At 69.9% G+C, this 14,449-nt stretch carries 12 protein-coding genes; 7 read left to right on the forward strand and 5 right to left on the reverse strand.

From position 1 onward, the window contains the following. Positions 1 to 207 precede the first annotated feature (207 nt). The 4 genes from CTJ15_RS05185 (at position 208) to CTJ15_RS05200 (ending at position 3,509) form a co-directional block, all read left to right on the forward strand. On the forward strand, positions 208 to 1,224 hold the full coding sequence (locus CTJ15_RS05185) for a P1 family peptidase (protein ID WP_099781281.1): 1,017 nt from the start codon (positions 208 to 210) through the stop codon (positions 1,222 to 1,224). Beyond that, on the forward strand, positions 1,221 to 2,045 hold the full coding sequence (locus CTJ15_RS05190; protein ID WP_099781282.1) for a M55 family metallopeptidase: 825 nt from the start codon (positions 1,221 to 1,223) through the stop codon (positions 2,043 to 2,045). Before CTJ15_RS05185 ends, CTJ15_RS05190 begins: the two co-directional genes overlap by 4 nt. Positions 2,046 to 2,109: 64 nt before the next feature. Next, entirely contained in the window at positions 2,110 to 2,991 is an 882-nt protein-coding gene (locus CTJ15_RS05195) for a LysR substrate-binding domain-containing protein (protein WP_099781283.1), read from the forward strand. 191 nt (positions 2,992 to 3,182) lie between these two features. Further along, positions 3,183 to 3,509 carry an NIPSNAP family protein gene (locus CTJ15_RS05200; protein WP_019462735.1) on the forward strand — a complete coding sequence of 109 codons (327 nt, stop codon included), beginning with the start codon at positions 3,183 to 3,185 and terminating at the stop codon, positions 3,507 to 3,509. 365 nt (positions 3,510 to 3,874) lie between these two features. Here the strand turns inward: CTJ15_RS05200 and CTJ15_RS05205 are convergent, their stop codons facing one another. The 3 genes from CTJ15_RS05205 to CTJ15_RS05215 form a co-directional block, all read right to left on the reverse strand. Next, positions 3,875 to 4,594, reverse strand: coding sequence for a ribonuclease activity regulator RraA (locus CTJ15_RS05205; RefSeq protein WP_075821796.1), 720 nt, complete (start codon positions 4,592 to 4,594; stop codon positions 3,875 to 3,877). 9 nt (positions 4,595 to 4,603) lie between these two features. Beyond that, positions 4,604 to 6,415, reverse strand: coding sequence for an L-arabinonate dehydratase (gene araD / locus CTJ15_RS05210; protein WP_019462733.1), 1,812 nt, complete (start codon positions 6,413 to 6,415; stop codon positions 4,604 to 4,606). A gap of 84 nt (positions 6,416 to 6,499) precedes the next feature. After that, complete coding sequence (locus tag CTJ15_RS05215) at positions 6,500 to 8,080, reverse strand: aldehyde dehydrogenase (NADP(+)) (protein WP_099781284.1); 1,581 nt, start codon at positions 8,078 to 8,080, stop codon at positions 6,500 to 6,502. Positions 8,081 to 8,269: 189 nt separating this feature from the next. Here CTJ15_RS05215 and CTJ15_RS05220 point away from each other — a divergent pair, with 189 nt between their 5' ends. The 3 genes from CTJ15_RS05220 (at position 8,270) to CTJ15_RS05230 (ending at position 11,803) form a co-directional block, all read left to right on the forward strand. Further along, positions 8,270 to 9,178, forward strand: a complete 909-nt coding sequence (locus CTJ15_RS05220; protein WP_019462731.1) for a LysR substrate-binding domain-containing protein — start codon at positions 8,270 to 8,272, stop codon at positions 9,176 to 9,178. A gap of 243 nt (positions 9,179 to 9,421) precedes the next feature. Then, positions 9,422 to 10,768, forward strand: a complete 1,347-nt coding sequence (locus CTJ15_RS05225) for an MFS transporter (protein ID WP_058390194.1) — start codon at positions 9,422 to 9,424, stop codon at positions 10,766 to 10,768. A gap of 93 nt (positions 10,769 to 10,861) precedes the next feature. Next, positions 10,862 to 11,803 (forward strand): 2-hydroxyacid dehydrogenase, encoded by a 942-nt coding sequence (locus CTJ15_RS05230; RefSeq protein WP_058390195.1) that lies wholly within the window; start codon positions 10,862 to 10,864, stop codon positions 11,801 to 11,803. Positions 11,804 to 11,834: 31 nt separating this feature from the next. Here the strand turns inward: CTJ15_RS05230 and CTJ15_RS05235 are convergent, their stop codons facing one another. After that, positions 11,835 to 13,046: a CaiB/BaiF CoA-transferase family protein gene (locus tag CTJ15_RS05235; RefSeq protein ID WP_075821795.1), complete on the reverse strand. Its 1,212-nt coding sequence runs from the start codon at positions 13,044 to 13,046 to the stop codon at positions 11,835 to 11,837. 16 nt (positions 13,047 to 13,062) lie between these two features. Beyond that, entirely contained in the window at positions 13,063 to 14,271 is a 1,209-nt protein-coding gene (locus CTJ15_RS05240; protein ID WP_099781285.1) for an acyl-CoA dehydrogenase, read from the reverse strand. Positions 14,272 to 14,449 lie beyond the last annotated feature (178 nt).

Below are 14,449 nucleotides of genomic sequence, written 5' to 3' on the forward strand. Positions count from 1 at the left end.
TTCCCGCAAAACCCAGTAAGGGCAAAGGCTTGTCCCTGGGGGCGAGATGGTCCTACAGGCACTGCCGGAAGGGAGACCGCATGGATCAGCCTGTTTTCCGGCCCGGCCAGACTGGCCATGGCCCGCCGTCCCACCGGCCGCGCACGGTTCCGCATGGCTGGCCTGCGGTCAGCGGCTCCTGGCTCAGCCCGGCCGGAGGGTACGTCCATGCGCGCCCGTGACCTGGGCCTGGCCTGCGGCAGCCTGCCGCCCGGCAGCCGCAACAGCCTGGCCGATGTGCCGGGCGTGACGGCCGGCCACCGCACCCTGGTCCGGGGCGAGGGGACCCGTACCGGCGTCACCGCCATCCTGCCGCATGGGGGCCGCCTGTTCCGGGAAAAGCTCCCCGCCGCCGTGCATGTGCTGAACGGCTTCGGCAAGAGCACCGGGCTCGTGCAGATCGAGGAACTGGGCGAGATCGAGACGCCGATCCTGCTGACCAACACCTTCGGCGTGGCGGCCTGCGCCGAGGCGCTGATCCGGAACGCCGTGATGGAGGAGCCGCGCATCGGACGGCGCACCTCCACGGTCAATCCGGTGGTGCTGGAATGCAATGACGGGCACCTGAACGACATCCAGGCACTGGCGGTCGCGCCGGAGGATGCGGCAGCCGCCATTGCCGCGGCCGGGCCGGAATTCGGCTCCGGTGCGCTGGGGGCGGGAACGGGGATGAGCTGCTTCGGCCTCAAGGGCGGCATCGGCACCGCCTCCCGGCGGCTGCGCCTCGACGAGACGGATTTCCACCTCGGCGCGCTGGTGCTGGCCAATTTCGGCCGGGCGGGCGACCTGCGCCTGCCGGACGGGCAGCGCATCGACCCGCGCGGCGAGGAGGCGCCGGAACGTGGCTCGGTGATCGTGGTGCTCGCGACAGATGTGCCGCTGGAGTCCCGCCAGCTCCGCCGCGTCGCGGTGCGGGCGGGGGCGGGGATCGCCTGGACCGGCTCCTTTTGGGGGCATGGCAGCGGCGACATCTTCCTCGCCTTCTCCACGGCGGAGCGAATCCCGCATATGCCGAAGACGGACCTCCTGCCGCGCCGGGTCCTGGCAGAGGGGAGGATCGACACGCTCTTCCAGGCGGCGGCCGAGGCGACCCAGGAGGCCGTGCTGGATGCGCTGGCCGCCGCGGAGCCGATGACCGGCTTCCGCGGCCATCACCGTCGCGCGCTCAGGGAGTTCCTCGCATGAAGATCTATGTCTCCGCCGATATCGAGGGCGTGGCCGGCGTGGTCTCGCCGCAGCAGGGCCAGCCCGGCAACCCGGAATACGAGCGCGCCCGGCGCCTGATGACCGAGGAGGTCAGCGCCGTGGTGGCGGGCGCCTTCGCAGGCGGCGCCACCGAGGTGCTGGTCAACGATTCCCATGGGCCGATGACCAACCTCATCCCGGAGCTGCTGGACCCGCGCGCCGAGCTGATCCTGGGCAAGCCCAAGCCGATGAACATGTGCGCCGGCCTGGACGGCGGCTTCAGCGGGGTGATGTTCACCGGCTACCACACCGGGGCGGGGCGGCATGGCGTGCTGGCGCATACGGTGAACGGCTTCGCCTTCCGCACCATCCGCCTGAACGGGCGGCCCTGTTCCGAGGCGACGCTGAACGGCGCCTATGCCGGCAGCCTGGGCGTGCCGGTCCTGCTGATCTCGGGCGACGACCTGACGGCGGAGGAATGCGGCGAGCATTTCCTCGACGCGCGCCGGGTGGTGACGAAGCAGGCGCTCGGCGCCCGGGCCGCGCGCGCCATCTCGCCCACCCTGGCGCGGGAGCGGCTGCGCACCGAGGCGGAGGCGGTGGTGCGGGAGACCCGGCAAGGACGCCCCGCGCCCTTCACCATCGCGCCGCCCTACCGGCTGGAGATCGTGCTGAACACGCCGGCCCTGGCCGATCTCGCGGCCATCATCCCGGCGGCGGAGCGGCTCGACCCGGTGACGGTCGGCTTCGATGCCGGGGGGATGGGAGATGTGCTGGGCTGGGTGAACACCGTCTCGGCGCTCTCGGCCTTCCTGCGCTGAGGGCCGCTCGCGGCACCGTTGCGGAATCGGCCGCGATGAACCGCGGCGGCGGGGCTTGCGATCCATGAGACCGCCCGCGATCGACCTCCGGCTTCTGCGGCAGTTCGTGGCCGTCGCCGAGGAACTGCATTTCCGCCGCGCGGCATCCCGGCTCAACATCTCCCAGCCGCCGCTCACCGCCGCCGTGAAGCGGCTGGAGGAGGAGATCGGCGCCGTTCTGCTGGAGCGTGGCCGCCGGACGGTTGCCTTGACGCCTGCGGGCCGGACCCTTCTGGAGGAGGCCCGCAAGCTGCTCGGCCAGGCCGAGCTGGCAGTCGCGGCGACGCGCGACGTGGCCGCGGGACGGCGCGGCCTCGTGCGCCTCGCCTATGTCGGCAGCGCCATGTACGGGCGGCTTCCCGGAGCGATCGCGGCCTTTCGCCGGAGCCATCCCGGGGTAAGGCTGGTCCTCACGGAAGCGACGACGGCGGCCCAGGTCAGGGGGCTGCGCGACGGCGGCATCGATCTGGGAGTGCTCACCCCGCCGCTCGCCGATGCGGGCGGGCTGGAACTGCGCGGCTTCGATCGCGACCGGCTGGCCATGGCGCTGCCCGCCGCGCATCCGCTCGCGCGGACCGCGACGCTCGCCGATCTTGCGGGAGAGCCCTTCATCCTCTGGCCGCTGCGCGAGGGGGAGGGGTTCCACGCCCGTGCGATCCGGCTCTGCCGCGATGCCGGCTTCCGGCCCGACATCGTGCAGGAGGCACACGGCATGCACGCGGTGCTGTCGCTGGTGGCGGCGGGCGCGGGTGTCGCCCTCGTGCCCTCGCGCATGGCGCGCCTGCATCCCGACACAGTCGTCTTCCGCCGGATCGACAACGACGTGGCGGATTTCGAGACCTCTCTCGCCTGGCCGGCCGGGCGGCTCGATCCGGCCGCGAGGGAGCTTGCCACGGCCTTCGCCTGATAGGCGGCGCGTATCACGGCACCCCTGGATCGGTATTTGAAGGAATGGCTCCGGGCGAGCAGCTTCGGGTGGTCAGGGAGCGGCCCATGGGCGGACATCATTCACGGCGACGGCATCTGTCATGGCTGGCGAGCGGCCTCGCATCGATGACGATGGCCGGCCCGGGCCTGACAGCATCCGAGAGGACCGGCATGATCCACCAGCTTCGCATCTACGAGATTTTCGACCGCAACAAGGCGGCATTCCATGCCCGCTTCCGGGACCATGCGGCTCGCATCATGCGGCGCCATGGTTTCGACATCGTGGCGATGTGGGAGGCCGGCCCCGCGGGCGCGCCGAAATTCGTCTATCTGCTCCGCTGGCCCGACGAGGCGACACTCGATGCGCGCTGGGCCGGCTTCATGGCCGATGAGGAATGGTCCCGCATCAAGGACGAGACCGGGGCCCGCGAGGGAAGGCTGGTGGGCGAAATCGAGAACCTGGTGCTGCGGCCAGTCGACTACTCGCCGGCCCTTTAGGGCGGATCCCGGTCGGCGGGGCCGCCCGACCGGGCGATATTCCCGTGGGGTCCCCCTGCGCGGATCGGGGCACGGCCACGGCAAACGCTTCTTGCGTCCCCGCCCCCTCTTTGCTATAGGAATATAGTCAACTATCAGCCCCATGCCAACCAGATGCCGGTACGCGATCCTGACTGGCATCCGGTTGCCCCGGCATGAGCGGGCCATTCATCCGTCTGGGCGGTTAAAAGACTAAAATCCTAAAAACACTCAAATCCGAAACAGCACGGGTGATGGAATGTCCCGGCTCGTGAAGAGGGAGAGGCGAGCGGCTTCGTCGGCGGCGGCCCGGAGGAGAGGCTGGCCTTTCCTCCGGGCCGGTGCGCTCAGCGCCCGTTCTGCTTCCGCCACTCGGCGAAGAGCTCGAGGTTCTTCTCGTTCGTCGCCGGGTAGAGGCCGATGATCGTGTGGCCCTCGCGGACGCGTTCGGTGACGAAGTCCTCATAGGCGGTCATGCCGACCGCTTCCTCGGCGATCTCGTCGGCCAGCGCGGCGGGAAGGATGATCACCCCGTCATTGTCGCCGACCACGACATCGCCCGGAAAGACCGGGGCGTCGCCGCAGCCGATCGGCACATTGATGTCGATTGCCTGGTTCAGCGTCAGGTTGGTCGGCGCCGAGGGGCGGCTGTGGAAGGCCGGGATGTCGAGCGTCGCGATCTCCGCGGAGTCACGGAAGCCGCCATCCGTCACCACGCCGGCCACGCCGCGCGCCTGCAGGCGCGTCACCAGGATGCCGCCGGCGGACGCCGCGCGGGCATCCTTGCGGCTGTCCATCACCAGCACGGCGCCCGGCGGGCAGGTCTCGACCGCCTTGCGCTGCGGGTGCTCCGGGTCGCGGAAGACGGACATGTCGTTCAGGTCCTCGCGCGCCGGCATGTAGCGCAGCGTGAAGGCCTCGCCGACCATGCTCTCCTTCAGCGGGTGCAGCGGACGGACGTCCTGGATGAACTGGCTCCGCAGACCGCGCTTGTAGAGGATGCTGGCGAGCGTCGCGGTGCTGACACCCTTGAGCTTGTCCCGGGTCTCGGGCTTGAGCGTGGACATGGCGTTTCCTCAGAAGATCACGGGTTCGGAGACGGGCGCGCCGAAATCGGTGCGCAGGAAGTCGAAGTCGCAGCCCTGGTCGGCCTGCTGGATGTGCTGGCTGAACATCCAGCCATAGCCGCGCTCGAAGCGCTTCTCCGGCTGCTTCCACTCGGCGCGGCGACGCTCCAGCTCCTCATCCGTCACTTCCATGTGGATGGTGCGGGCATCGACGTCGATGCTGACGATGTCGCCGGTCTTCAGCAGCGCCAGCGGGCCGCCGATATAGCTTTCCGGCGCCACATGCAGGATGCAGGCGCCGTAGGAGGTGCCGGACATGCGCGCATCCGACAGGCGCAGCATGTCGCGCAGGCCCATCTTCAGCAGCTTCTTCGGCATCGGCAGCATGCCCCATTCCGGCATGCCCGGCCCGCCCTGCGGCCCGGCATTGCGCAGCACCAGGACGGAGTCCGGCGTGAAGGGATAGTTCTCGTCCTCCACCGCCTTCTTCATCGAGGGATAGTCGTCGAAGACGAAGGCCGGGCCGGAATGCTTGAGGAACTTCTGGTCCATCGCGGCGGGCTTGATGACGCAGCCGGAGGGGGCGAGGTTGCCCTTCAGCACCGCCAGCGAGCCCTCGCCATAGATCGGGTTGCCCAGCGGCCGGATGACGTCGTCGTTGTAGACTTTCGCGCCCTCGATGTTCTCGCCCAGCGTGCGGCCCGAGACGGTCAGGCAGCCGAGGTGCAGGAACTCGCGGATCTCGTTCATCAGCGCGCGGATGCCGCCGGCGTAGAAGAAGTCCTCCATCAGGTACTGGTTGCCCGAAGGGCGGACATTGCCGATCACCGGCACCTTGCGGCTGTAGCGCTCGAAATCGTCGAGGCCGATATCCTGGCCGGCACGGCGGGCCATGGCGATCAGGTGGATGATCGCGTTGGTCGAGCAGCCCATCGCCATGGCGACGGCGATGGCGTTCTCGAAGGCCTCGCGGCTCTGGATCTTCTGCGGCGTCAGGTCCTCCCAGACCATCTCCACGATCCGGCGGCCGGATTCGGAGGCGAGGCGGATATGGCCCGCATCGGCGGCGAGGATCGAGGAGCCGCCCGGCAGCACCATGCCGACCGATTCCGCGATCGCCGTCATGGTGGAGGCCGTGCCCATGGTCATGCAGGTGCCGTAGGAGCGGGCGATGCCGCCCTCCACGCCCAGCCAGTCCTGGTCGGTGATCTTGCCGGCGCGCAGCTCGTCCCAGTACTTCCAGCTGTCGGAGCCGGAGCCGAGCGTCTTGCCCTGCCAGTTGCCGCGCAGCATGGGGCCGGCGGGCAGGAAGATCGCCGGGATGTTCATGCTGGTGGCGCCAAGCAGCAGGCCCGGCGTGGTCTTGTCGCAGCCGCCCATCAGCACCGCGCCGTCGATGGGGTGGGAGCGCAGCAGCTCCTCCGTCTCCATTGCCAGGAAGTTGCGGTACATCATGGTGGTCGGCTTGACGTAGCTCTCGCTCACCGAGATCGCCGGCAGCTCCACCGGGAAGCCGCCCGCCATCAGGATGCCGCGCTTCACGTCATCGACGCGCTGCTTGAAGTGGACGTGGCAGGGGTTCAGGTCGGACCAGGTGTTGATGATCCCGATCACCGGCTTGCCGGTCCACTCCTCGGGGGAATAGCCCATCTGCATGGCGCGGGAGCGGTGGCCGAAGGAGCGCAGGTCGGCCGGGCCGAACCAGCGGCGGGAGCGCAGCTCCTCGAGCGGCTTGCGGCGGGGGAGCGGCGAGTTCTCGCCGCTCTCGGCCTCCAGCTCGCGCGGAGGCAGGTCGGGAGTTCCCTCGGGGGTCTCAGGCATCGGAAGACGAATCCGTTTCTTGCTTCGGTTCTTGTTCGGATGGGCCGCGGGGCCGGCACGCCGCCGGTCCCGCGGCAGACGCGTTCAGTTCTTGCCGAGCGCGCCGTCGATGCGGCGCCAGAGGCCGAGCGGGTTGCCGTCGCGCAGCGCCTCCGGCAGCAGCTCGGCCGGGAAGTCCTGGTAGCAGACCGGGCGCAGGAAGCGGCGGATCGCCAGCGTGCCGACCGAGGTGGTGCGGCCGTCGGAGGTGGAGGGGTAGGGCCCGCCATGCACCATGGCGTGGCTGACCTCGACGCCCGTGGGGAAGCCGTTGATCAGGATGCGGCCGACGCGGCGCTCCAGGATCGGCAGCAGCGCGCGGGCGAAGTCCATGTCCTCCGGCTCCATCAGGACGGTGGCGGTGAGCTGGCCCTCCAGCTTCTCCGCCATCTCCTTCATCTTCTCCACTTCCTGGCAGCGGATGACGAGCGAGGCGGCGCCGAAGACCTCCTCCTCCATGGACGGGTCGGCGATGAAGTCCTCGGCCTTCGTGGCGAAGATCGCCGCCTGGCCTTGCGTGTCGCCGGACGCGATCTGGCCCTCGGCCACCTTCTCGACCCGCTTGTTGGCGGCGAGCTTGCCAATGCCTTCCTGGTAGGCCTTGAGGATGCCCGGGGTGAGCATGGTCTGGGCCGGCACCCCGCCCAACGCCTCGGTCGCGGCGCCGAGGAAGCGGGTCAGGTCGGGCCCTTCCGCCGCCATCACCAGGCCGGGATTGGTGCAGAACTGGCCGGCGCCCAGGGTGAGCGAGCCGACGAAGCCCTTGCCCAGCGCCTCGGCCCGCTTGGCCAGCGCGTGCGGCAGCAGGAAGACCGGGTTGATCGAGCTCATCTCGGCATAGACGGGGATCGGCTCGGGCCGGGCGGCGGCGGTCTTCATCAGCGCCGTGCCGCCGGAGCGCGAGCCGGTGAAGCCGACCGCCTTGATGTGCGGGTTCGCCACAAGCCCCTGGCCGACCACGGCGCCGGAGCCGTAGAGCAGGGAGAAGGTGCCTTCCGGCAGGCCGCACTGCTGCACCGCGGCCTGGATCGCGCGGCCCACCATCTCGGAGGTGCCGGGATGCGCCGAATGCGCCTTCACCACCACCGGGCAGCCGGCGGCCAGCGCCGAGGCGGTGTCACCGCCCGCCACCGAGAAGGCGAGGGGAAAGTTGGAGGCGCCGAAGACCGCCACCGGGCCCACGGCGATATGGCGCTGGCGCAGGTCCACGCGCGGCAGCGGCTTGCGGTCCGCCAGCGGCGGGTCGATGCGCGCCTCCAGCCAGGAGCCCTCGCGCACCACCTCGGCGAAGAGGCGGAGCTGGCCGGTCGTGCGGCCGCGCTCGCCCTCGATGCGGCCGCGCGGCAGGCCGCTCTCGGCCATGGTGCGCTCGATCAGGGCATCGCCCAGATCCATGATGTTGCTGGCGATGGCCTCCAGGAACCGCGCCCGGTCTTCCAGCGAGGTCTCGCGATAGGTGTCGAAGGCGGCCCAGGCGAGTCCGCAGGCGCGGTCCACATCCGCCGCGCTGCCGCCGCCATAGCTGGGTTCCATCGGCTTGCCGGTCTGGGCCTCGATGGCCTGGACGGGCTTGTCGGTGCCGCGCATGGCGCTGGCGCCGATCAGCATTTCGCCGGTGAGCTGCATGGTCGCTCCTCCCTTTTCTGGACCGGGCGGAGGGGATGTCCCGCTTCCGTCCCGTTGTCCTCGCCGGGCGCCACCCTCCCACACTCCGGGGCGAGCGGGGAGCGCCAAGCTGTCACCGGATGCTTGTAAGAGTTACATCTATGCCGGTCCAACTCATAAAATGGATGCGATCATGCAGGAATTGGATCGATGTTCGAGCTGAGCCAACTCCGCTGCTTCGTGGCGGTGGCCGAGGAGCTGCATTTCGGCCGCGCCGCCGCCCGGCTGCACATGACCCAGCCGCCCCTCAGCCGGCAGATCCAGCTCCTGGAGCACGCCCTGGATGTCCGGCTGCTGGAACGCAGCAGCCGCTCGGTGCGGCTCACCCAGGCCGGGCGCGCCTTCTTTCCCGAGGCAAGGCGGCTGCTGCAGTTCTCGGAAGGCGCAGCGCTGGCGGTGCGGCGGGTGGCGCGGGGGGAGGCGGGCTCGGTCACCATTGGCTTCACCGCCGGCACCAGCTTCGGCTTCCTGCCGCGCTTCGTCTCGCTCGTCCGCCGCAGCCTGCCGCGCATCGACATGGCACTGAAGGAAATGGTGACGCGGGAGCAGATGGAGGCGCTGGCGGCGCAGCGGATCGACCTTGGCTTCGTCCGGCCGCCCTTCGACCGGCGGGGGGTGGAGACCTTTCCCGTCTGGAGCGAGCCCCTGGTCCTTGCCGTGCCGGAAATGCACCCCTTCGCCGAGGAACATGCGGGGCAGGGGCCGTTCCGCATCGCCGACCTCAACGGCCAGGACATGGTCATGTACTCGCCGACCGAGGGGCAGTACTTCCACGGCCTTGTCTCGGACATGGTCCGCTCGGCCGGGGCGCTGCCGAACTATGTGCAGTATATCAGCCAGATCCACACGATCCTGCCGCTGGTCGGCACCGGCCTGGGCCTGGCCATCGTGCCGGCCTCCGCCCGGCGCCTCGGCCTGCCGGGCATCTGCTACCGGGAACTGCCGGGCGCGCCCTCGGCCGATCTCTTCGCGGTGGTCCGCAACGGCGACAGCCTGCCGGCGCTGCGGATGATCCTGCAACTGCTGCGCGGCCCGGCCATGCGGCCGGACGCGGCGTGAGAGGCAGGGCTTCCGGGCTCCCTGCTGGTCGCACCCGGGCCTGGAGGATCAATTCAACAATCGTATGGATCAATGCCATTTCTGGCTTGGACCGTTATCGCCCCGCTCCCCTATTGGTCTTGCATCAGTTGCATGACGTCTGAGTCGCTTCCGGTCCCTGTCGGGGGAAGGGCAAGCGGATATGGGCACGCAAGAACAAGGGGTGGCGACGGCCATGCCGCCGCTTCCCCGGGAAAGGTCCGCATGAGCAGCACGACATCCATCGGCAACATGGCCGTCCCGGCCGTGAAGGCCACCCGCGTCCGCTACGCGATCCTGGGCCTGCTCTTTCTCGTCACGGCCATCAACTATGCCGACCGCGCGACGCTCTCGATCGCCGGCACCGCCCTGGCGCGCGAGCTGAACTTCGACCCGATCGGCATGGGCTATCTCTTCTCGGCCTTCGGATGGGCCTATGTGATCGGGCAGATCCCCGGAGGCTGGCTGCTGGACCGCTACGGCTCGAAGCTCATCTACGGGCTCAGCCTGTTCTCCTGGTCGCTCTTCACGCTGCTGCAGGGCGGCGTGGGCTTCTTCCACCCGACCTCGGCCTTCGTGATGCTCTTCGCGGTCCGCTTCGCGCTGGGCCTCGTGGAATCGCCGGCCTTTCCGGCGAACAACCGCATCGTCGCCGCCTGGTTCCCGACGGCGGAACGCGGCACGGCCACGGCGATCTTCAATTCCGCCCAGTACGCGGCGGTGGCCTTCTTCGCGCCCATCATGGGCTGGATCACCGCGAGCTTCGGCTGGGAATACATCTTCCTCTTCATGGGCGCGCTGGGCATCCTGCTGAGCCTCGGCTGGCCCTGGCTGATCCACAATCCCAAGGACCATCCGCGCGCCAATGCCGCCGAGATCGAGCTTATCGAGAAGGGCGGCGCACTGGTGGACATGGACCGCGCCGGCGCCGCGCCGCCGGTGAAGATCCGCTGGACGCATGTGAAGCAGCTGCTGAGCCACCGCCTGCTGCTCGGCGCCTATGCCGGCCAGTATGCCATCACCGCGCTCACCTACTTCTTCATCACCTGGTTCCCGATCTACCTCGTGCAGGCGCGCGGCATGTCGATCATGAAGGTCGGCTTCGTGGCGGCCCTGCCGGCCATCTGCGGCTTCCTGGGCGGCGTGTGCAGCGGCATGCTTTCCGACGCGCTGCTGCGCCGGGGCATCTCGCTTTCCGCCGCGCGCAAGACGCCCTTCGTGCTCGGCATGGCGCTGGCGACGACACTGGTGGCCTGCAACTTCGTCCAGGCGGAATGGGCGGTGATCGCCATCATGGCGCTCGCCTTCTTCGGCAAGGGCCTCGCCGCCATCGGCTGGGCGGTCATCTCCGACGCCGCGCCAAAGGAGATCACCGGCCTGACCGGCGGCATGTTCAACGCGATCGGCAACATCGCCGGGATCGTGACGCCGATCGTGAGCGGCTACATCATCGTCGCCACCGGCGCCTATGACGGCGTGCTGCTCTTCGTCGCGGCCCATGCGGTGCTGGCGATCCTGGCCTATCTCTTCCTGATGGGGCCGATCCGCCGCCTGACGCTGCGGCAGGACTGACCCCCAGCCTCCGCCCTCCCGCAGGGGAGGGCGGGGCGGGTCCCGACCGCGAGGCCGGGTTCCCCTCGAACCCCGCAAGAAGAGAGTGACGCCGTGAAGCCAGACATCCTCCTGCTCCAGGCCATGCCGGAACCGGTCGAGGCCGCGCTCGACGCCGCCTATGCCGTCCACCGCCTGCACAAGGCCGCCGACCCGCAGCAACTGCTGCGCGAGGTGGGGCCGTCGATCCGCGGCGTGGTCACCGGCGGCGTGAAGGGGGCGTCCCGCGCCCTGATGGAAGCCCTGCCGAAGCTGGAGATCGTCGCGGTCAGCGGCGTCGGCACGGATGCGGTGGACCTCGCCCATGCGCGGGAGCGCGGCATCCGCGTGACCACCACCCCGGGCGTGCTGACCGACGACGTCGCCGACATGGCCATGGCGCTGATCCTGTCGGCGCTCCGCATGACGGCCTTCAACGACCGCTTCGTGCGGGCAGGGCGCTGGCGGGCGGGCGAGGCGCCGCCGCTGGCGCGCAAGGTCACCGGCCGCCGCCTGGGCATCCTGGGCCTGGGCCAGATCGGCCGCGCCATCGCCCGCCGCGCGGAGGGCTTCTCCATGGAGATCGCCTATACCGACCTGAAGCCGCTGCCCGGATGCGCCTACCGCTTCGAGCCGGAACTGCGGGCCCTGGCGGAAGCCAGCGACATGCTGGTCGTGGCGGCCTCCGGCGGGGAGCAGTCCCGCGGCATCGTCGGGCGCGCGGTGCTCGATGCGCTCGGGCCGCGCGGCTTCCTGGTCAATGTCGCGCGCGGCAGCGTGGTCGATGAGGCGGAGCTGGTCGCGGCCCTGGCGGAAAAGCGCCTGGGCGGCGCCGGGCTCGATGTGTTCCTCGACGAACCGAACGTGCCCGAGGCGCTGCTCGGCATGGACAACGTCGTGCTGCAGCCGCACCGCGCCAGCGCCACGGAGGAAACGCGCCTCGCCATGGGGCAGGTCGTGCTGGACAACCTCGCCGCCCAGTTCGCCGGCCGGCCCCTGCCTTCCGCGGTGGTGTAGCCGCCGCCGGGCCTTCCCGGCGGCGGACGGATCAGATCGTGCCCTGTTCCCGCCATTGCGCGATCTCCGCCTCGGACGCGCCGAGACGTTCGCGCAGCACCGCCTCGGTATGTTCGCCGAGGCGGGGAGGCGCCTGCTCATAGGCGATCGGCGTGCGGGAGAAGCGCATCGGGCTGGCCACGCCCGGGACCGTGCCGAGCTCGGGATGCCGCATCTCCAGCCGCATCCCGCGCGCCTGGGCCTGCGGATCGGCGAAGGCGGCTGCGACGCCGTTCACGGGGCCGCAGGGCACGCCCAGCGGCTCCAGTTGCGCCAGCCATTGCGCCGTGGTCTGTCCGGCGACGATGTCGCGCAGCAGCGGCACCAGCACTTCCCGGTTCCGCACGCGCCCGGTGTTGGTGCGGAAGCGCTCGTCCTCCGCCAGGTCCGGCCGCCCGGCGGCGGTGACGAAGCGGCGGAACTGCTCGTCATTGCCCACCGCCAGCACGATGTCGCCATCCACCGTGGCGAAGGACTGGTAGGGCACGATGCTGGGATGCGCGTTGCCCAGCCGCCGCGGCTCCCGCCCCGAGACGAGGTAGTTCAGCGCCTGGTTGGCCAGGGTCGCGATCTGCACATCGAAGAGGGCGAGGTCGATATGCTGGCCCTCGCCGCTGCGGCCGCGCTCGTGCAGCGCGGCCAGGATGGCGGTGGAGGCGTACATGCCGGTGAGGATGTCGGTGATGGCGACACCCACCTTCATCGGCTCGCCACCCGGCTCGCCGGTGACGCTCATCAGCCCGCCCATGGCCTGGAGCAGGAAGTCGTAGCCGGTGCGCTGGCGATAGGGGCCGGTCTGGCCGAAACCGGTGATGGAGCAGTAGATCAGCCGCGGGTTCACCGCCCGCAGCCCATCATGGTCCAGCCCGTATTTCCTCAGGCCGCCGAACTTGTAGTTCTCCAGCACCACGTCGCTTTCGGCGGCGAGGCGGCGGAGGATCTCCTGCCCCTCGGGACGGGTGAAATCCACCGTCACCGAGCGCTTGCCCCGGTTGGCCGAAAGGAAATAGGCGCTGACCTCGCTGGGCTGCCCCGCCGCATCCTCGACATAGGGCGGGCCCCAGCCGCGGGTGTCGTCGCCCGCGCCCGGGCGCTCGATCTTGATCACCTCGGCGCCCAGGTCGGCCAGGTTCTGGCTCGCCCAGGGGCCGGCGAGGACGCGGCTCAGATCGAGGACCCTCACGCCCTCCAGCGGACCGGCCATGCTGCTGCCAGCCCGCTCAGAAGGCGTTCAGGCCGGTCTGGGCACGGCCCAGGATCAGCGCATGGACGTCGTGCGTGCCCTCGTAGGTGTTCACGGTCTCCAGGTTCATGGCGTGGCGGATCACGTGGTACTCGTCCACGATGCCGTTGCCGCCGTGCATGTCGCGGGCCATGCGGGCGATGTCGAGCGCCTTGCCGCAGTTGTTGCGCTTGACCAGGGAGATCATCTCCGGCGCCACCCGGTGCTCGTCGAACAGGCGGCCGACGCGCAGCGAGGCCTGCAGGCCGAGCGTGATCTCCGTCTGCATGTCGGCGAGCTTCTTCTGGATCAGCTGTGTCTGCGCCAGGGGGCGGCCGAACATGACGCGGTTCATGGTGTAGTCGCGGGCGCGGTGCCAGCAGTCCTCGGCCGCGCCCAGCACGCCCCAGGAGATGCCGTAGCGGGCGCGGTTGAGGCAGGAGAAGGGCCCGGCGAAGCTCTTCACCCCCGGCAGGCGGTTCTCCTCGGGCACGAAGACCTCGTCCATCATGATCATGCCGGTGACCGAGGCGCGCAGGCTGAACTTGCCCTCGATCTTGGGGGCGGTCAGGCCCTTCATCCCCTTCTCCAGGATGAAGCCGCGCAGGGTCCCCTCGTCGTCCTTGGCCCAGACCACGAAGACATCGGCGATGGGCGAGTTGCTGATCCAGGTCTTGGAGCCGGAGACGGAGTAGCCGCCATCGACCTTCCGCGCGCGGGTGCGCATGGAGTTCGGGTCGGAGCCGGCATCGGGCTCGGTCAGGCCGAAGCAGCCGACCCATTCGCCGCTGCGCAGCTTCGGCAGGTACTTCTCCTTCTGTGCCTCGGAGCCGAAGGCGTGGATCGGGTACATCACCAGCGAGGACTGCACGGAGAAGGCGGAGCGGTAGCCGCTGTCGACCCGCTCCACCTCGCGCGAGATCAGCCCGTAGGAGACATAGCCGACCCCGGCGCAGCCATAGCCCTCCAGCGTCGCGCCGAGGAAACCCTGCTCGCCGAACTCGTTCATGATCTCGCGGTCGAAATGCTCGCGCCGGTTGGCTTCCAGGATGCGCGGCGCCAGCCGGTCCTGGCAGAAGGCGCGCGCCGCGTCGCGGATCATGCGCTCCTCCTCGTTGAGCTGCTCCTCCAGCAGCAGCGCGTCATCCCACTGGAAGCTGGGGCGTGCCGCCTTGGCCTTCGACTCGTGACTGGGGATGACGTTCATGTGGGCTCCTCCTTGATTCACGCCGGCCCGCCTTGCGCAAGGCGGGCCATCCGGGCGGGCCGCGGCGCAGGGATGCCGCCGGGGCCCGGGATCGCCGGCATTGTGGCGGCGGGTGACGGGAGGTCTATCCCCTTCGCACGGGAAACGCGACATCGCCGGGGGCGAAAGGCGAGGGGCG

The organism is Roseomonas sp. FDAARGOS_362 (assembly GCF_002754815.1).
Taxonomy (GTDB): Bacteria; Pseudomonadota; Alphaproteobacteria; order Acetobacterales; family Acetobacteraceae; genus Roseomonas; species Roseomonas mucosa.